This is a genomic window from Streptomyces sp. NPDC001532 (genome assembly GCF_040298625.1).
Lineage (GTDB): Bacteria > Actinomycetota > Actinomycetes > Streptomycetales > Streptomycetaceae > Streptomyces.
In genome coordinates, this window is record NZ_JBEPAL010000008.1 from 158,178 (window position 1) to 175,592 (window position 17,415).

Annotated in this window: 12 protein-coding genes and 1 pseudogene; 4 read left to right on the forward strand and 9 right to left on the reverse strand. The window is 71.7% G+C overall.

The window, feature by feature from the left end; translation table 11 throughout:
- The first annotated feature begins 93 nt into the window (after positions 1–93).
- Complete coding sequence (locus tag ABT232_RS10720; protein WP_351838770.1) at positions 94–1,029, forward strand: intradiol ring-cleavage dioxygenase; 936 nt, start codon at positions 94–96, stop codon at positions 1,027–1,029.
- A 30-nt stretch (positions 1,030–1,059) separates the two neighbouring features.
- Here the strand turns inward: ABT232_RS10720 and ABT232_RS10725 are convergent, their stop codons facing one another.
- The 3 genes and pseudogenes from ABT232_RS10725 to ABT232_RS10735 form a co-directional block, all read right to left on the reverse strand.
- Positions 1,060–4,200, reverse strand: a complete 3,141-nt coding sequence (locus ABT232_RS10725; protein ID WP_351838772.1) for an FG-GAP repeat domain-containing protein — start codon at positions 4,198–4,200, stop codon at positions 1,060–1,062.
- 88 nt (positions 4,201–4,288) lie between these two features.
- Positions 4,289–5,245: a helix-turn-helix domain-containing protein gene (locus tag ABT232_RS10730; RefSeq protein WP_351838773.1), complete on the reverse strand. Its 957-nt coding sequence runs from the start codon at positions 5,243–5,245 to the stop codon at positions 4,289–4,291.
- Positions 5,246–5,393: 148 nt separating this feature from the next.
- A pseudogene (locus ABT232_RS10735) lies at positions 5,394–5,939 on the reverse strand (ATP-binding protein).
- Positions 5,940–6,095: 156 nt separating this feature from the next.
- On the opposite strand from ABT232_RS10735, the gene ABT232_RS10740 reads away from it, so the two are divergent.
- Together ABT232_RS10740 and ABT232_RS10745 are read left to right on the forward strand one after the other, a co-directional pair.
- Positions 6,096–6,971 (forward strand): helix-turn-helix domain-containing protein, encoded by an 876-nt coding sequence (locus ABT232_RS10740; RefSeq protein WP_351838775.1) that lies wholly within the window; start codon positions 6,096–6,098, stop codon positions 6,969–6,971.
- Complete coding sequence (locus tag ABT232_RS10745; protein WP_351838777.1) at positions 6,968–7,180, forward strand: DUF397 domain-containing protein; 213 nt, start codon at positions 6,968–6,970, stop codon at positions 7,178–7,180. The genes ABT232_RS10740 and ABT232_RS10745 overlap by 4 nt, the downstream gene beginning before the upstream one ends.
- 85 nt (positions 7,181–7,265) lie before the next feature.
- On the opposite strand, the gene ABT232_RS10750 is transcribed toward ABT232_RS10745, so the two are convergent.
- The 3 genes from ABT232_RS10750 to ABT232_RS10760 all read right to left on the reverse strand — a co-directional run bounded on the left by ABT232_RS10750 (position 7,266) and on the right by ABT232_RS10760 (position 11,126).
- Complete coding sequence (locus ABT232_RS10750; protein WP_351838779.1) at positions 7,266–7,631, reverse strand: PH domain-containing protein; 366 nt, start codon at positions 7,629–7,631, stop codon at positions 7,266–7,268.
- 91 nt (positions 7,632–7,722) lie between these two features.
- Entirely contained in the window at positions 7,723–9,450 is a 1,728-nt protein-coding gene (gene metG / locus ABT232_RS10755; protein ID WP_351838781.1) for a methionine--tRNA ligase, read from the reverse strand.
- Between the two features lie 143 nt (positions 9,451–9,593).
- The gene (locus ABT232_RS10760) at positions 9,594–11,126 is read right to left on the reverse strand and encodes a VWA domain-containing protein (RefSeq protein ID WP_450871694.1); all 1,533 of its coding nucleotides are present in this window, start codon (positions 11,124–11,126) and stop codon (positions 9,594–9,596) included.
- A 974-nt stretch (positions 11,127–12,100) separates the two neighbouring features.
- On the opposite strand from ABT232_RS10760, the gene ABT232_RS10765 reads away from it, so the two are divergent.
- Positions 12,101–14,170, forward strand: coding sequence for a PhoX family protein (locus ABT232_RS10765; protein ID WP_351838785.1), 2,070 nt, complete (start codon positions 12,101–12,103; stop codon positions 14,168–14,170).
- A 61-nt stretch (positions 14,171–14,231) separates the two neighbouring features.
- Here ABT232_RS10765 and ABT232_RS10770 read toward each other — a convergent pair whose 3' ends face one another.
- Genes ABT232_RS10770 through ABT232_RS10780 form a run of 3 tightly spaced genes read right to left on the reverse strand, consistent with a single transcriptional unit; the run spans position 14,232 to position 17,386 of the window.
- Positions 14,232–16,181: an FUSC family protein gene (locus ABT232_RS10770; RefSeq protein WP_351838787.1), complete on the reverse strand. Its 1,950-nt coding sequence runs from the start codon at positions 16,179–16,181 to the stop codon at positions 14,232–14,234.
- Positions 16,182–16,211: 30 nt separating this feature from the next.
- Complete coding sequence (locus ABT232_RS10775; protein WP_351838789.1) at positions 16,212–16,556, reverse strand: hypothetical protein; 345 nt, start codon at positions 16,554–16,556, stop codon at positions 16,212–16,214.
- Positions 16,557–16,600: 44 nt separating this feature from the next.
- The gene (locus tag ABT232_RS10780; protein ID WP_351838791.1) at positions 16,601–17,386 is read right to left on the reverse strand and encodes an alpha/beta fold hydrolase; all 786 of its coding nucleotides are present in this window, start codon (positions 17,384–17,386) and stop codon (positions 16,601–16,603) included.
- Positions 17,387–17,415: the final 29 nt, after the last annotated feature.

Here is a 17,415-nt window from a genome sequence, read left to right on the forward strand (position 1 = left end):
GAACCGTGAGCGGTTCCGGGCCCTTCCGCTTTCACAGGCGACCACAGCCCGCACCCATGCTCCGAACAGTGGCACCTCCTAGCGTTCAGGCCCATGACGGAGAACCACAACACTCAACAGCCCAAGCACAAAAAGGACTTGTCGCGGCGCAAGGTCGTCGTCGCCGGAGCGGGCGCGGTCGCCGCCATGGGTGTCGGCGGTGCGTTCGCGGCGGGCGCGTTCGCCGACGAGACGACCGGCAGCGGTACGGACACCACGGCCGAGAGCTGCTACAAGCTCACCTCGGAGACCACCGAGGGCCCCTACTACATCGACGCGGACAAGCTGCGCCGGGACATCACCGAGGACAAGGAGGGCATTCCGCTCGCCCTCACGATCAAGGTGATCGACGCGGAGACCTGCGAGCCGCTGCGGAACGTCGCCGTCGACATCTGGCACTGCGACGCGCTGGGCATCTACTCGGGCTACGAGAGCCTGTCGACCGGCGGTGGCGGCGGCGCCCCCTCGGGTGCGCCGTCGGGTGCGCCCACCGACGCGCCCTCCGGCACCCCGACGGGTGAGCCGCCGTCCGGCATGCCCTCCGGTGCTCCGTCCGGTGGCACCGGAGGCGGCCACGAGGAGCCCACCGACGACGAGCGCTATCTGCGCGGCACCTGGCGGACCGACAGGCACGGTCTCGTGACCTTCCGGACGATCTTCCCGGGCTGGTACCGGGGCCGCTGCGTCCACATCCACACCAAGGTCCATGTGGGCGGGGAGTGGACCGACGCCGGGTACGAGGGCGGCAACACCTGCCACACCGGCCAGTTCTTCTTCGACGAGGAGTCGGTGCTCGCCTCCGCCGAGGTGGAGCCGTACTCCACCTCGACGACCGAGCGCACCACCCTCGACGAGGACACGATCTACGACCAGTCCGGCACGACGGGTGGCCTCCTCGAGCTGAAGTACGACAGGAAGAGGATCGCCAAGGGCGTCCGGGCCTCCATCACGGTCGGAGTCGACCCGGACGCCACCCACACCGGTGCCTAGGACACACCGGCACCTAGGACACAGCGGCGCCTAGGACAGGGCCTTGTAGCCGCTCCAGCCGGTGGCGATCTTCACCCGACCGCCGAACGAGCCCTTGCCGTCGCCGCTGTTGCGCCAGACGGTGCCGCTGGTGTCGCGGGAGACCAGGTCGGCCCTGCCGTCGTCGGTGATGTCGCCGACGCCGACGACGGCGTTGTAGGAGCTGCCCCAGTTCGCGAACAGCTTCACGCGGGTCGCGAAGGTGCCGTCACCCTTGCCCTTGTAGCGGTACAGGGTGTTGGCGGTGTCCTGGGCGAGGAGGTCGCCGATGCCGTCGCCGTCGAGGTCTCCGGCGGCGATGACCTTCTTGTAGCCCTTCCAGTTGTCGTACAGCTTCACCCGGGCGGACAGCGTCCCGGTGCTGGTGCCCTTGTAGAGGTACACCGTGCCGGTGGAGGCGGTGCGCACCACCAGGTCCGGCCGGCCGTCACCGCTGACGTCGCCGGGCGCGGTGAGCAGGTCGTACTGCGTCCAGCCGCTGGTCGCCAGGGTGGAGTACGACGTGGTCGGCTTGAGCGCGGCGTTGCAGCCCGGCTTGTACAGGCGAAGACCGCCGTTGCTGTAGCGGACCAGGACGTCGTTGCAGCGGTCGCCGGACAGGTCGCCGACCGGGATGAACCGGGCGGTGGTGGGCCAGCCGGTGCCGGTGGTCTTCTCGCCGAACTTCCCGGTGCCGGTGCCGTGCTGGTACGTCAGCCCGCCGGTGGAGTTGAGGGTGAGCAGATCACCGCGGCCGTCGGGGCCGTCGATGCTGGCGTAGTCGTGGCGCACCGCCGCCCCGTGGTCCAGGTAGCCCTCGCCGGTGGCCAGCGTGGACACCGTCGAGGTGCCGAGGGCGGTGGCCTTCAGGCTCCAGGTGAAGCGGCCGTTCGGGAAGTAGCCGCCGCTCGCGGTCTTCCCGTTCCAGCTCGCCGACAGCCAGGCGGGGCTCGCGCCGCCGGTGATCGTCCGGGTGGCCTTTCCGGTGGCGCCGCTCTGCGTCGAGGTGAAGGTGAGGGACCAGGAGGTCACCGGCCGGGAGGACAGCCACGTGCCCCACCACGGCTCCGAGTACGACGGGTCGGCGTACCGGCCGGCCTCGTTCTCGAAGACGGTCGGCGCGGACGGCGTGACGCCGGTGGTGGCGACGCGGACGCGCTCGTACTCGTCGGTCCAGGCGACCAGGCCCGTGTACTCGTCGACGGCCCAGCGGTACCGGCGGTCCACGGCGAGACCCGAGTCGGGCAGGCCCGAGGCGATCACACGGGTGGCGCCGCCGGCCGCCTCGGTGAGGACCAGGGTGTCGGCGTCGTGGTCGTGGCGGACGGTGAAGCCGTCGCCGAGCAGCACATCGCCGGGCGTCACCGCGGCCGACGTGCCGGCCTTGGTGTCGTAGACGCCCGCCGAGGCGGTCCCGCAGGCCCAGTACACCCAGCGGCCCGCCGCCTGGAGCTCGCTCGGGACGCAGCCGAGGCCCGGGACCGTCACCGTGGCGAGGGTCTCGTCCGTGGCCAGGCTGTACGAGGTGAGCTTGCCGGCGGTGGTGGTGGCGCTCCACAGGGTGGAGCCGTTCAGGGCGGCGGCGCGGACCGTGCGCTTGAGCTTCTGGCCCTGGCCGAACTCACCGACGAACTGCGCCGGGGTGGTGCCGCCGGAGTTGTAGACGACGTAGCCGTCGGAGACGTCGACGATCGCGCCGCCACCGGGGGCGTCGAAGTCCAGGGTGTGCTCGCCGAGCGCCAGCAGCAGGTCGGTCTTCTGCTCGGTCTCCGAGTTCGTGGTGCGCAGATAGACGTCGGCGCCCGGCAGCTCCCAGCCGGTGTTGCTCCACAGCGCCGAGCAGTCGGCACCGGCGTACGGGCACACCGCGGACGACAGCGTGTTGGACGCCGTCGCGGCGGACGCGGTCAGCTGCCCGGAGCCGTCGGTGCTGAGCGTACGGACGGACGTGGTGTCGGAGGAGGCGGAGGCCGGGTTCTTCTCCGCGACGCGCAGCGAGCCCCGGTTGAGCGCGAGGCCCGTCTTGGCGTTCTCCTTAGCCGGGACCTGGTACACCTTCTCCAGCTTCAGCGTGCCGTCCGCGGCCTGCGTGACGCGCTGCACCCACCAGTCGTCGGCGCCGGTGCCGCCGGTGACGAAGGCGGCGCCGTCACGGGCGGGCGTGGCGTACTGCCCGGCGCGGGCGAGCAGGGTCTGCGTGGAGCCGTCGGTCAGCGAGACGGCGACGAGCTTGTCGTACTCGGTGCTCGTGGTGAGCGGCAGCAGCAGACGGTCGCCGACCAGTACCGGGTCGCCCGCGAGGTCGGCCGTCGGCATGAGGCTGACGACCTGCTCCTCGGCGGCGAGGTCGGTGCGCGGCTTCCAGTGCAGTTCACCGCTGCCGGGCCGGTACCAGCCGACGCGGTCCGCGTTCATCACCGGCCGGTCGTACGACGTCGACGTGTCGGTGAAGACCGTCGTGCTCTCGGCCGTCGCGAGGTCGACGTACTTCACCTCGTCGCTCTCCTGCCACAGCACACCGGCGGAGTCGGCGGCGACGACCTCGTCGTACCCGATGTTCACGGACTCGCCGGAGATCCGGCGTTCGCGCAGCGAGCCGTCGACGATGTCGGCGAGGGTGTGGGTGGTGACGATCGTCCGCCCGGCCAGCGCCCGGTAGTAGGACGGCAGCATGTTGTACGGCTGGCTGAGATTCACCTTCGTCCGCTTGCCCGTCGCCGGGTCCCACAGGACGACCGAGGTGGCGGACGTGCCCGTCGGCAGCGCGACCAGGTCGCTGTCCGAGCCGTACCAGGCCGCCCGGCAGTCGGGGTCGAAGTCCGCGCAGCTCTCGTCGGGCGCGTAGACGCTGCCGTCGCCGTTCCTCACGGTGACGGTGGTGCCGTCCGAATGGTCCGTCCACAGCAGCCCCGGCATCCCGGACTGCTGGTGCAGGAAGCCGTCCGCGCCGGTCACGTGCGGGCGGTCCGTGCGCGGCACGGTCGAGCTGGGATCGGTCAGCGTGATCTGGGTGGTGGCCGGGGCGGCGGTGGTGGCCGCCCGGGCCTGGTCGCCGCCCTCGGTGAGGACGACGACGGACGCGGCCGCCACGGCCACGGCGAGCGAGGAGACGGCGGCGGTCAGGCCACCGCGTCCCAGGGCGTGTCTGCCCACGTGAGGTCCCTCCCCGCGAGGGCCTTCCTGCCCTCGCACAAGTGGCCGGATGCTATCAGGGGGAGATCACTTGGTACGAACAGGAGTGCTAGCGGGCCGCACGCTGCGTGAGGGTGGCTTGCGCCTCGTAGACGTCCACGCCCTCCTCGGCGCCTTGCCTCTCACTCGATGAGTGCTCGGTCTCGCTGGGCTCGATGCGGCAGTCGCGGCAGCGGCCGGGGGACGGCGCCCGGAAGGCGCGGTCGCAGCCGTCGCAGGTCTGGAGGGTGTGACGTGGCTCGGGGGCCGGTGAGGCCGGTGGCCGGAACGGCGGTGGCGGCGGGAGTTGGGCGGTCAGGCGGTGGGCGAGGAGGGCGGCCGGGCGGATCAGGGGCTCGTCCGGCAGGTTCGCGGTCAGGGCGTGGCGTACGGCGGTGGGGGTGAGGTCGCGTTCCAGCCAGGCGGCGACACCCGGGGCGAGGTGCTCGGCGTCGGCGGCGGAGAGGAGCAGGCGGGGGTCGTGGCGGCGGAGGCCGGCGAGGACGTCGACGGCGGTCTGGAGGAGGGCGGGGGCGGGGTACGAGGGCTGGGGGACGGCGGGGAGGCGTTTGCGTGGCGCGGGCTCCTCCGGGGCCGTGCGCCGGGCGGCGGACCTGCGGGCGGGCGCTTCCCGGGCGGCGGTTCGATGGCCGGGCCTGTTGCAGGAAACGGTGCGGGTGACGATCCGGCCGGTGGGGGTGCGCTCGCGGCTGCGGCGCAGGTAGCCGTGGGCTTCGAGTTCCCGCAGGGCGGCGGCGATGCGGGTGGGGCCCTCGGGGAAGCGGGCGGCGAGGGTCTTGATGTCGACGGCGGTGCCCGGCCGCACCGACTGGATGTAGCAGGCCAGTCCGATGGCGAGCAGGGACAGCTCGGGGTGCTGGGCCAGGTCGTTGCCGATCACCGTGAAGTTCTCGGTGTGGCGGACATGGTCGTGGACGACGCCGGCGGTGCGGTGCCCGTCGGGGTGGTTTTTCGCCGGGATACGGGACTGGGCGCGCGCGGGCGCGCTACGGTTCTCGGTGTCCATCAGGAAGGGCCTAACTTCCTCGGTGGTCAGGCCCTCGCAGGGATCGCTACTCCCGGCGGGGGCCGTCGCATGTCTGGGGTTGTGGAGTGCTGCTGGCGCTGAGCGTAAGGCAGGCAACGGGGCCGAAATCGAGCCCAGTTGGGCATATTCACTCGCGGGAGTGAGCCTGCCCGGTGGGAGGGAGGGGTGGGGCTTGGCGGGGTCCTTTCTGCTCAGTGGGTAGTGCATAGGGAGCGCAGGTCCGGCCAGGGCATGGGCCGTCATGCTCCGGTGACAGCGGTGTGGCGAGGGTGAGTTCGGCCCAGACCGTTTTGCGGGGCGGCAGGCCCGGGACCACTCCCCAGCGGTGGGCCAGGGCGGCCACGAGCGTGAGACCACGGCCCGACTCGTCCCACGGGGTGGCGAGGTGGCTCTGCGGAAGCCGGTCACCGCGCGTGTCCATCACCTCGATGCGGAGGGTCCGGCCGACGACGTGGAGCAGGAGCCGGAAGTTGCGGCCGGGGACGCGGCCGTGGGTGGCGGCGTTGTTGGCCAGCTCGGCCACGATGAGCTGCGCCGGGTCCAAGGGCAGCCCTCAGGTGCGCAGTTGCTCCGTGGCGAGCAGGCGGGCGAGGCGGGCTCCTCGGGGAGTGGGGGACAGCAGCACGCTGAAGTTGCGGATGGTGCCGTCGGGTTGGGGGAGTTTCGGATTCACGTCACTCAGCGTGGCCGGAAGTGCCTACCGTGGGCAGTGATGTCGCGGTTGCGTACGGTGACTGTCCGGCGCTTGTCCGGTGGTGTCCGGGCTTGTCGGGGCGGTGCGTACGGGTAGGGCGCGGCTGGGACGAGACGGTACGACGGAGGGGCGCGCATGTCGGTGGACGGTGAGGTTCGGCGGCTGAGGACCGAGGCTGACGAGCCGGGCTGGGAGGTGGACCCGGACGACGAGTGGGGCGTGGCCGTCGTGGCCACCGTGGGGCGGCAGGTGAAGCTGCGGCGCGAGGCCGTGGGAATGCGGGCCGGCGACTTCGGCAAGGCCGTGGGGTACGGCGAGGACCTCGTCTACAAGATCGAGGGTGGGAAGCGGATTCCCCGGCCGGAGTTTCTGGACAGGGCGGACGAGGTGTTGGGGGCGGGTGGGCTGCTCTCGGCGATGAAGGAGGACGTGGCGAAGGTCCGGTATCCGAAGAAGGTGCGGGACTTGGCGGACATGGAGGCGAAGGCCGTCGAGATCGGGGTGTACGAGAACAGCAACGTCGCGGGTCTGCTGCAGACCGAGGAGCACATGCGGGCGCTCTTCGGTGCGTGGCTCCCGGCCTACTCGGACGAGGAGACGGAGCGGATGGTGGGCGCACGCATGGCTCGCCGTTCGATCTTCGAGCGGTCGCCAGCGCCGACGCTCAGCTTCGTCCAGGAAGAGTCGACGCTCCGACGGCCGGTCGGGGGCAGAATGGTGTGGCGTCGACAGCTCGAACGCTTGCTTGAGCTGGGGGATCTGCGGAATGTGTCGATCCAGGTCATGCCGACAGACGTCGAGGAACACCCCGGCACGGGAGGGATCATCGAGGTGCTGAAGTTCCCTGACGGTGCGGCGGTAGGGCGCTCCGAGGGAGCGTTCAACGGTCGCCCGGTGACTGATCCGAAGCAGATCCGCATCCTTGACCTGCGCTATAGCATGATCCGGGCCCAGGCGCTCACGCCCCGAGAGTCGCGGGCGTTCATCGAGCAGATGCTTGGAGAAACATGAGCGGCAACCCCACCTCCGGCGACGGCTCCGCGCTGGCGTGGTTCAAGAGCAGCTACAGCAGCAGCGGCGACGGCAACTCCTGCATCGAGGTCGCCACCACCCCCGGCACCATCCACGTCCGCGACTCCAAGCACCCGGAGATCGGCCCCCGCCTCGCCCTCGCGCCGGAGGCGTGGGCGGACTTCGTGGCGTACGCGTCCGGGCGCTGACTCTCGACTGACATGCCCCGGCGCTGGGGCCGGCAGTGGCCGGCCGGGCAGCTGGGCCCGGCCGGCCTCGTCGCCGACGTCGGGACTAGCGGGCCACGAACTGCGTGAGGATGGCCTGCACCTCGTAGATGTCCACGCCCTTGGTGAAGGTCTTCTCGATCGGCACCGAGTTGCCCGAGACCCAGATCTTCAGCTCGGCGTCCAGGTCGAAGGTGCCGGCGGTCTCCACCGCGAAGTGGGTGATGCTGCGGTACGGGATCGAGTGGTACTCGACCTTCTTGCCGGTGATGCCCTGCTTGTCGACCAGGATGAGACGCCGGTCGGTGAACAGGATGGTGTCGCGGATCAGCAGGTACGCGGCGTGCACCTGCTCCCCCTGGCCCAGCAGTCGCGCGTAGTCCTGCGCGGCCTGCGCCGGGTCGATGCTGTGGGCGTTGCCGAAAAGTGCCATGAAAGTGGACCCCCCACTCGAACGTCACATGAACGGACTCATGTGATCTTGGCCAGGTATACCTGGCGAGAGGGGGGTCCGAAAAGGGGTGCTACGCCGCGGGCTCGCCGCCGAAGCGCTCCTTGTACGCGGCCAGGTCGTCGTCCGTCAGCTTGGCGAACAGCACCGGCGGCACCGTGAACGGCGTGCCGACCGGTACGGCGGTCAGCGCGCGGGCCTCCTCGGGGGTGACCCAGGACGCGGTGTCGTCCGCCAGGTCGAAGGCGGCGCGCATCGCGGCCGACGAGGACGGGATGAACGGCTCCGAGACCACCGCGTACAGGTGGATCAGGTTCATCGCCGTACGCAGCGTGAGGGCCGCGCCGTCCTTGTTCGTCTTGATCTCCAGCCAGGGGGCCTTCTCCTCCAGGTAGGAGTTGCCCGCGGACCACAGGGCGCGCAGCGCCGCGGCGGCCTTGCGGAACTGGAGGGCCTCCATCTGCTGCTCGTACTCCGCGAGCAGGCGGGCGATCTCCTCGCCGAGCCGCGCCTCCGCCTCGCCGGGCTCGCCGCCCGCCGGGACCTCCTCGCCGAAGCGCTTCTTGGAGAAGGAGAGCACGCGGTTGACGAAGTTGCCGAGGGTGTCGGCGAGGTCCTTGTTCACCGTGGCGGTGAAGTGCTCCCAGGTGAACGACGAGTCGTCGGACTCCGGGGCGTTGGCGATCAGGAAGTAGCGCCAGTAGTCCGCGGGCAGGATCTCCAGCGCCTGGTCGGTGAAGACACCGCGCTTCTGCGAGGTGGAGAACTTGCCGCCGTAGTACGTCAGCCAGTTGAAGGCCTTGACGTAGTCGACCTTCTTCCACGGCTCGCGCACGCCCAGCTCGGTGGCCGGGAACATCACCGTGTGGAACGGGACGTTGTCCTTCGCCATGAACTCGGTGTAGCGGACCGGGTTCTCGCCGGAGTCCGCCTCGTACCACCACGACTTCCAGTCGCGGTTCTCCGGGTCCTGGTCCGACCATTCCTTCGTCGCGCCGATGTACTCGATCGGGGCGTCGAACCAGACGTAGAAGACCTTGCCCTCGGCCGCCAGCTCCGGCCAGGTGTCCGCCGGTACCGGCACACCCCAGTCCAGGTCACGGGTGATCGCACGGTCGTGCAGGCCCTCGTTCAGCCACTTGCGGGCGATCGAGGAGGCGAGCTGCGGCCAGTCGTCCTCGTGGCGGGCCACCCACGCCTCGACCTCGTGCTGGAGCTTCGACTGGAGCAGGAAGAGGTGCTTGGTCTCGCGCACCTCCAGGTCGGTGCTGCCGGAGATCGCCGAGCGCGGGTCGATCAGGTCCGTGGGGTCGAGGACCCGGGTGCAGTTCTCGCACTGGTCGCCGCGGGCCTTGTCGTAGCCGCAGTGCGGGCAGGTGCCCTCGACATAGCGGTCCGGGAGGAAACGGCCGTCCGTCGGGCTGTACACCTGACGGATCGCGCGCTCCTCGATGAAGCCGTTCTCGTTCAGGCGGCGCGCGAAGTGCTGGGTGATCTCGACGTTCTGCGCGGACGAGCTGCGGCCGAAGTAGTCGAAGGCCAGCGCGAAGCCGTCGTACACCGCCTTCTGCGCGTCGTGCGCCTGCGCGCAGAAGTCCGCCACCGGCAGGCCCTGCTCCTTCGCGGCCAGCTCGGCGGGGGTGCCGTGCTCGTCGGTCGCGCAGATGTAGAGGACGTCGTGGCCGCGCTGGCGGAGGTACCGGGAGTACACGTCCGCCGGGAGCATGGACCCCACCATGTTGCCCAGGTGCTTGATCCCGTTGATGTACGGAAGGGCGCTGGTGATGAGGTGTCGAGCCATCGGGGGCTGCTCCCAGGTCGGTCTTCTGTGTTCCCAGGTCTTACGAACCTTGAAATCGTAGCCGACATGGGTGGGCCGCCCGCTTCCCGTTTTGCGGGGTGGGAAGGGGCGGCCGGTGGGTTTCGCGGGTGCGGGTGCTGTTCCTACGGGCGCCAGTTCTCCAGGACGCCCTCGTACAGCTCGGCGTCCGTCAGCTCGCGCGGGGCCGGGCCCGCGTGGAAGAACGACGTGTTGCCGCTCTTCAGCTTGCGGAGGTAGTCGAACGCCTTGTTGTCGTGCTCACCGAAGGCGACGAAGGCGAAGTGGATGTGCGGGTGGCTCCGCGCGGCCTCGGTCAGCGCCTGCGTGGCGGGCGTCTTCGCGTCCGGCGCGCCGTCCGTCTGGAAGATCACCAGGGCCGGGATGTCGGCGCCGGCGGTCTTGTCGTGGTGCGCGAGGACGTCCTCCACGGCCACGTGGTAGCTGGTACGGCCCATCCGGCCGAGGCCGGCGTGCAGCTCGTCGATCTTGTTCTCGTGGTCCGCGAGGGTCAGCTCGCCGGTGCCGTCGAGTTCCGTGGAGAAGAACGTGACGTGGACCGTGGCCTCGGGGTCGAGGTGGGCCGCGAGGGCGAGGGTCTGCTCGGCGAGGGCCTGGGCGGAACCGTCCTTGTAGTACGGGCGCATGCTCGCGGAGCGGTCGAGGACGAGGTGGAGCTTGGCTCGGGTGCCGGCGAGGCCGGACTTCTCGAGGGTGGTGGTCGCGGCCTTGTAGGCGGTGGTGAGGCTGGGGGCGCGGGTCTTCAGCTCGGCGAGGGAGAGGGCGGGCTCCGCCTCGGGCTCCGCCTGGGGCTCGGGGTGGGTCTCAGCGTCGGGCTCCGCCTGGGGCTCGGGGTGGGTTTCAGCCTCGGGCTCCGCCTGGGGCTCGGGGTGGGTCTCAGCGTCGGGCTCCGCCTGGGGCTCGGGGTGGGTCTCAGCGTCGGGCTCCGCCTGGGGCTCGGGGTGGGTTTCAGCCTCGGGCTCCGTTGCGGGCTCGGGGTCGGCTTTGGGCTCGGGGTGGGACTCGGCCTCGGGCTCCGTTGCCGCCGGGTGGGTGGGCTCGGCCTCGGCTTCGCCTTCGGCCTCGGTGTTCCCACCCGCACCACCCGTGCGGGTCTCGTCGTCGGGTGCGGGTGGCCCCTGCGGGGCTTGCTCGCCGTCGGCGGCCGCCGGCTCGGGGGTGGCGTCCGCCTGCGGCTCCGCCTCGGCGTCGGCCTCCGGCTCTGCCGTCGCCTCGGGCTGCGCCTCGGCGTCGGCGTCGGCCTCGGGCTCAACCTCGGCCACGGGCTCAGCCTCGGCGTCCGCCTCGGCCTCCGGTTCAGCGTCGGCCTTCGGGTCAGTCGCGGCCTCAGCCGCGTCCACCTTGGCCTCCGCCTCCGCCTCGACGTCGGCTTTCGCCTCGGCCTCGGTGTCGGTCTTCGGCTCAGTCTCAGTCACCGGCTCCGCCTCGACGTCGGCCTTCGCCTCCGCCTCAGCCACGGGCTCCGCCTTGGCCTCCGCCGTCGCCTCGGCCTCCGGCTCGACGTCCGTCGCCGACTCGGGGGTCTCCTCTGCCTGCGGCGTTTCCGCAGCCTCGGCCTCGGACGGCGCCTCAGTCTCAGCGTCGGTCTCCGACTCGGCAGCAGTCTCCAGCTCGGCGGCAGTCTCCGGCTCAGTCACCGGCTCCGCCGTCGCCTCGGGCTCGGTGGCAGGCTCGGCCTGAGCCACCGGCTCCGCAGTCTCGGCCGCATCGGCTTCCGCTCGGGGCTCTCTTTCAGCCACCGGCTCGACCGAAGCCTCCGCCTCTGCCTTGGGCTCGGTTTCAGCCACCGGCTCCGCCGTCGCATCGGCCTTCGCCTCAGCCGCGGGCTCCTGCTCAGCCTCCGGCTCGGGCTCCACCTCGGCCTCGGCCTTCGCCTCAGCGGCGGCTTCCTGCTCAGCGTCGGCCTTCGCCTCCGACTCCGGCTCGGGCTCCGCCGAAGTCTTCGCCTGCTGCTCTGTTTCAGCCACCGGCTCTGCCGGGGCCTCCGCCTCAGCCACCGGCTCCGCCGAGGCCTTCGCCTCAGCCACCGGCTCCGTCGAAGCTTCCGCCTCCCCCTCCGCCGCAGCCGAAGCCACCGGCTCCGCCGAAGGCTCGGCCTTCGTCTCTCCCTCCACCGAACGCGTCGGCTTCGGGACCGTCACGTTGTCGAACGCCGCGGCGACGAGGTCGTGTTCGTCCGGGGTTGTCGCGGTTTCGGACGGGCGGGGGTCCGGGATTGTCGGGGTTTGTGTCTGGGTGGGCTCGGACGGGCGGGGGTCCGGGACCGTGGTGGTCGCGTCCGGCGCGGGGAGCTGGGGCTCAGTCTCCGGCTCGGCCTCGCGGGGCTTGCGGTTTCGGCCGAATGCGCTTCGCAGGAGATTGAGAATGCCCATGTGCGCAACCCTTCGCGTGAGTTGTAGCCCGTAAATCCCTGGCCAGGACGGACACGTAAGGTTAGCGGGCCCGTGTGGCGATCTTGGGGAGGGTCTGACACGGGCGGCGGAGCGGTGTCAAGGGCTACACAGCCACCCTGGGTTCACTCCGAGTTCATGCGCTCGCCCCGCTCCCGCACAAACGTGCTCCTAGCGTCCCTGTGGCTGGAATCAAGGGGAAGCCAGGGGAGAAGAATCACGTGCGTCGCATCAGCCTGCCCATCATCAGTACCTCGTCCGACTCGCACTCCGGTGCCCGGTCCGCGCTGACCTGCCGGTTCCGGTGTGGCGACGCGTGCTTCCACGAGGTGCCCAACACCACCACGAACCCGTACGTCGGCGACGTCATCGCCGCCGCGCTCAGCCGCCGTTCCGTGATGCGCGCCGCCGCCGTGGTGACCGCGACCGCCGCCGTCGGCGTGACCGCGGGCGTGGCCGGCGCCCCGCAGGCGAGCGCCGCCCCGGCCGCCTCGGCCGCCGCGAAGGGCAAGGGCGCCCGTGGTCTGCGCTTCACGCCGGTCGCGCCGAACACCGCCGACCAGGTCACCGTCCCCGACGGGTACGGCCAGAACGTGGTGATCCGCTGGGGCGAGCCCATCCTGCGGGGCGCGCCCGCCTTCGACCCGGAGAAGCAGACGGCGAAGGCGCAGGCGGGCCAGTTCGGCTACAACAACGACTTCCTGGCGCTGCTGCCGCTGCCGGGCGAGCACGGGCGGCAGATCCTCGTCGCCAACCACGAGTACACCGACGAGGTGCTCATGTTCCGCGGCTACGACGCCGCCGACCCGACCCGCGAGCAGGTGGAGATCGCCTGGGCCGCGCACGGGCTGTCCGCCGTCGTCGTGGAGGGCGAGCGCAGGACCGGCAAGCTGGTCGCCGTGCCCCGCCACCCGCTGAACCGGCGGGTCACCGCCACCACCGAGTTCCGGCTGACCGGGCCGGCCGCCGGGTCGGAGCTGCTGAAGACGTCCGCCGACCCGAGCGGCACCAAGGTGCTCGGCACGCTGAACAACTGCTCCGGCGGCACCACGCCGTGGGGCACCACGCTGCACGGCGAGGAGAACTTCAACCAGTACTTCGCCAACGCCTCCCGTGACACCGACAAGCGGTACGGGCTGGGCACCGGCGCCACCGAGCGCAAGTGGGAGCGTTTCGACAAGCGGTTCGACGTGGCGCAGGAGCCGAACGAGCCGCACCGCTTCGGCTACGTCGTGGAGCTGGACCCGTACGACCCGTCCTCGACGCCGCGCAAGCACACCGCGCTCGGCCGGTTCAAGCACGAGGGCGCGACGGTGCGGCTGACCGAGGACGGCCGGCCGGTCGTCTACAGCGGTGACGACGAGCGCTTCGACTACTTCTACAAGTTCGTCGGCAGCAAGCGGATGAAGAAGGGGTCGAGCCGGGCGGTGCGCGAGCACAACCTGTCGCTGCTGGACGAGGGCACGCTGTACGTCGCGAAGCTGACCGGCGACTCCCCGGCGATCGAGATCGACGGCACCGGCAAGCTGCCCGCGGACGGCGAGTTCGACGGCAGCGGCGAGTGGATCCCGCTGGCCACCGCCACCGCCGACGGGGCCGTCTCGCACGTCGAGGGCATGACCGCGGAGGAGGTGTTCGTCTTCACGCGGCTCGCCGGTGACAAGGTCGGCGCGACGAAGATGGACCGTCCCGAGGACATCGAGCCCAACCCGCACACCGGCAAGGTGTACGTGGCGCTCACCAACAACTCCAACCGCGGCAAGGCGGGCTACCCGGGCGTCGACGAGGCCAACCCGCGCAGCCTGAACAAGCACGGTCAGGTGCTGGAGCTGACCGAGCGCTGGAACCGCGCCGACAGCCGGAAGTTCGCCTGGTCGCTGTTCCTGGTGGCCGGTGACCCGAACGACCCGGCCACCTACTTCGCCGGGTTCCCGAAGGACCAGGTCAGCCCGATCTCCTGCCCGGACAACGTGGCCTTCGACCCGCACGGCAACCTGTGGATCTCCACCGACGGCGCGCAGCTGGGCTCGCACGACGGGCTGTTCGGTGTGGCCACGCGCGGCGAGCGGCGGGGTGAGCTGAAGCAGTTCGCGACCATGCCGAAGGGCGCGGAGACCTGCGGTCCGGTGATCCAGGACCGGCGGGTGCTGGTGGCCGTGCAGCACCCGGGTGAGATCGACGGGGCGAGCGTGGAGAAGCCCGCGTCCGTGTGGCCCGACGGGGCGGGCCGGATCGTGCGGCCGGCCGTCGTGGCGGTGTGGCGCAAGGACGGCTCCGACATCGGCGTCTGAGCCGAACGGTCCTTTCCGCGGGCATCCGGCGACGGCCGGGTGCCCGCGGCCGTGTGTGCGCTCAGTGCGGTGACGTGATCGCTCGCGCCGCCGCCACCTCCTGGCGCAGCGGTTCGAGGACGCTGCCCGCCGGGCCGGTGAGGTCGGTGCGCACCTCGTAGAGGGTCTCCGCCTCGCGCAGGCCCTCGGAGAGTTCCCGCAGTTGCAGCGCCACCTGGGTGATCTCGGCGCACGACGGCGGCGCCGCGCCCTGCCGGACGCGGACCCGGGCCGCCGTCGTCGCGTCGACGATGCGTTCCACGGCGACGACCAGCGGCCACCAGGCGGCGGCGCGGCGGCCGGTCGGCGGGGGCTCGGTCAGGGCGCGCTGGAACTCGGTGCGGATGGCGGAGAGGTCGCGGTAGAGGCGGCGGCGCATCCGGGCGCGGGCGGCGGGGTCCGCCGGTTCGGTGGAGGTGCCGAAGGCGCACTCCACGTAGCGGGCGGTGTCGGCCACCGCGTCCGCGAGGCGGTCGCCGACGCGGGTGCGCCAGCTCTCCGGCCACAGCAGGTAGCCGGCGACGAGGGCGATCGCGCAGCCGATCAGGGAGTCCACGAGGCGGGGCAGCAGCAGTGCGGTGCCCTGGCGGTTGAGGACGTCGGAGAGCAGCAGGATCACCGGGGTGATGGCGGCGGTCTGGTAGCCGTAGCCGCGCGGGGTGAGGGCGGGGATGAGGGGGGCGAGGACGAGCAGGACGAGGACGTCCCACCAGCCGCGCGGGACCTCTGCGAGGACGGCCGCGGCGACGACCAGGCCGGCGACCGTGCCGAGGGCGCGCAGCAGGGCGCGGGAGAAGACCGAGCCGAAGTCGGGCTTGAGGACGAAGGTGATGGTGAGGGCGACCCAGTAGGAGCGGGGGACGGGGACGGTGGACACCAGGATCTGGGCGATGCCAATGCACAGGGCGAGGCGCAGGCCGTAGCGCCAGGAGGCGGCGGAGAGCAGGACGGCGCGGGTGGCGCGGGCGGCGCGGACGCGGGGCGCGGCGGGCCGGCCGAGGCGGTCGGGGAGGCCGGCGGGGTCGATGTCGGGGGTGGTGACGACGTCGGCGGCGTGCCGCAGGGCGTGGTCGACGGCGCGGCCGGTCTCGGTGAGGGGGAGGGGCAGTTCGAGGCCTATGGGGCCGGTGTAGCCGGTCTCCACGGCCTGGGCGAGGTGCCGGGCGGCCTGCGGGATCTCGGGGGGCAGGGGGGTGCCCGCGAGGTGGGCGGCGGGGGCGGCCTCGATGACGGGGGTGACGGCGTTCAACTGGGCCAGCAGGCGGGTGAGTTCGCGGCTGCGGCTGTGATAGCGGGCCCGGTGGGAGAGGGCGACGTCGTACGACTGGTCGAGGGCCCGGGTGGCGGCGTGCCGGGCGGTCTCGTAGGTCGAGGGGTCCGTTCCGCAGGCGGCGAGCAGGTCGGCGGCGGCCCGGTAGGCGCCCGCGACGGCGGTGCGTTCGGGTACGCCGGAGCGCAGCGGCCAGGACAGCAGGGCGAGGACGAGGACGAGGAGTCCGCCGGCGGTCATCAGCAGGGGTGCGAGCCACCAGGGGCCGGGCATCGGCAGGCCGGCGCCGACGACGGCGTTGAGCAGCAGGAGCAGTCCGGAGACGGAGGCGACCGCGCCGATCGTGGAGATCATCCCGGAGATCAGCGCGATGCCGGTGAGCACGGCGACGGCGATCCAGCCCTCGCCGAAGGCGAGTGCGCCGAGGGTGACGCCGATCGCGCCGAAGACCTGGGGGACGGCGATGTTGAGGATGCGCAGGTGGTAGGCGTCGGCGGTGTCGCCGATGACGCCGGAGAGGGCGCCCATGGCGGCGAGTGCGCCGTAGGCGGGCCGGCCGGCGGCGAGTCCGATCGCCATCGGGAGTGCCAGGGCGATGGCGGCGCGGGCCGCGGCGGGGCGGTTGACGGGGGCTCGCTGGGGCCTGAGGTTCCTGACCAGCCAGTCGGGCGGGGTGAGGCTGATGGGGAACTCTCGGGACATGCGCCCATTATGGGCGCCTTGCCCGCCTCCTCAGTGGAACTCCCGTACGACTTCGATGCGGCCCACGATGTGCGCGTTGAACTCGTCCAGCTCCTCGGCGGGGACCCACAGTTCGAGGGTGGTCTCGCCGCCCGCCTGGCGGACCGGGTAGCGCTCCAGGAAGGCGGAGTCGACCTCGAACCGGGTGACGTATCCGGCGCCGGAGGCGGGGACGTTCCAGTCGCGGGCGATGCGCACGGCGTAGTCCTCGTTGAGGACGGGGTAGAAGATCGGCTGCTCGGGCAGGCGCGGCGGCCAGGCCGTCCAGCCGGAGGCCTCGACCAGGGCCGGCTCCTCGGGTCCCGTGGGTCGCCACAGGGTCGTCGTCGTACGCATGGACGGTGACGGTAGCCGGGTGGCCGTGGCCGCGGCCGGCGGATTCAGCCGTCGATCCGGGAGAGGAACCCGGCGAGGACGGCGTTGAACGCGTCGGGGCGTTCGAGGTTCGGCATGTGGGCGGCGCCCTCGACGACGTGCAGGGTGGAGTCGGGGAGCAGGGCGTGCAGGGACTCGGCGACGGGGACCGGGGTGTAGGTGTCGTCCTCGCCGACGACGACCAGCGCCGGGACGGTGACGCGGGTGAGCAGCGGCCGGTAGTCGGGGCGTTCGGCGCGTCCGCGCAGCGCGGCGGCGGCGCCCTCGGGCGAGGTGGCCGTCATCATGCGGTGGACGTGCGCCTTGACGGACGGTTCGGCGTAGGGGGCGACCATCTTGTCGAGGACCTCGTCGGCGTAGCCGCGCATGCCCTCGCGCAGCAGCCGGTCGGCCATGGCGTTGCGGGCGCGGTGGCCGTCCGGGGTCTCGGGTTCCGCGAAGGTGTCGGCGAGGACCAGGCCGCGCACGCGGTCGCCGAAGCGGGCGTGGCACTCCATGGCGATCTGGCCGCCCATGGAGAGACCGGCGAGCACGAAGGTGTCCACCTTCAGTCCGTCGAGCAGGGCCTCGATGTCCTCGGCGAAGGCGGACAGCGGGGTGATGCCGGGGACCACCGGTGAGGCGCCGTAGCCGCGCAGGTCGGGGGCGACGACCCGGCGGCCGGGGGCGAACGCCTCGAGCTGCGGGGCCCACATGGTGTGGTCGAAGGGGTGGCCGTGGAGGAGGACGAGCGGCGTCAGGGTGCTGCCGGTGTCGCCGCCTTGGTCCTCGTGGGCGAGGGAAGCCGTCATGGGAACGACCGTACGGGCCGCCAACTCCT

Excerpts from the sequence above, each read along its gene's own strand:
- metG (WP_351838781.1), bottom strand. The coding sequence starts at position 9,450 with ATGGCTCGACACCTCATCACCAGCGCCCTTCCGTACATCAACGGGATC.
- ABT232_RS10775 (WP_351838789.1), bottom strand. The coding sequence starts at position 16,556 with ATGCGTACGACGACGACCCTGTGGCGACCCACGGGACCCGAGGAGCCG.
- ABT232_RS10745 (WP_351838777.1), top strand. The coding sequence starts at position 6,968 with ATGAGCGGCAACCCCACCTCCGGCGACGGCTCCGCGCTGGCGTGGTTC.
- ABT232_RS10720 (WP_351838770.1), top strand. The coding sequence starts at position 94 with ATGACGGAGAACCACAACACTCAACAGCCCAAGCACAAAAAGGACTTG.
- ABT232_RS10750 (WP_351838779.1), bottom strand. The coding sequence starts at position 7,631 with ATGGCACTTTTCGGCAACGCCCACAGCATCGACCCGGCGCAGGCCGCG.
- ABT232_RS10780 (WP_351838791.1), bottom strand. The coding sequence starts at position 17,386 with ATGACGGCTTCCCTCGCCCACGAGGACCAAGGCGGCGACACCGGCAGC.
- ABT232_RS10730 (WP_351838773.1), bottom strand. The coding sequence starts at position 5,245 with ATGGACACCGAGAACCGTAGCGCGCCCGCGCGCGCCCAGTCCCGTATC.
- ABT232_RS10740 (WP_351838775.1), top strand. The coding sequence starts at position 6,096 with ATGTCGGTGGACGGTGAGGTTCGGCGGCTGAGGACCGAGGCTGACGAG.
- ABT232_RS10770 (WP_351838787.1), bottom strand. The coding sequence starts at position 16,181 with ATGTCCCGAGAGTTCCCCATCAGCCTCACCCCGCCCGACTGGCTGGTC.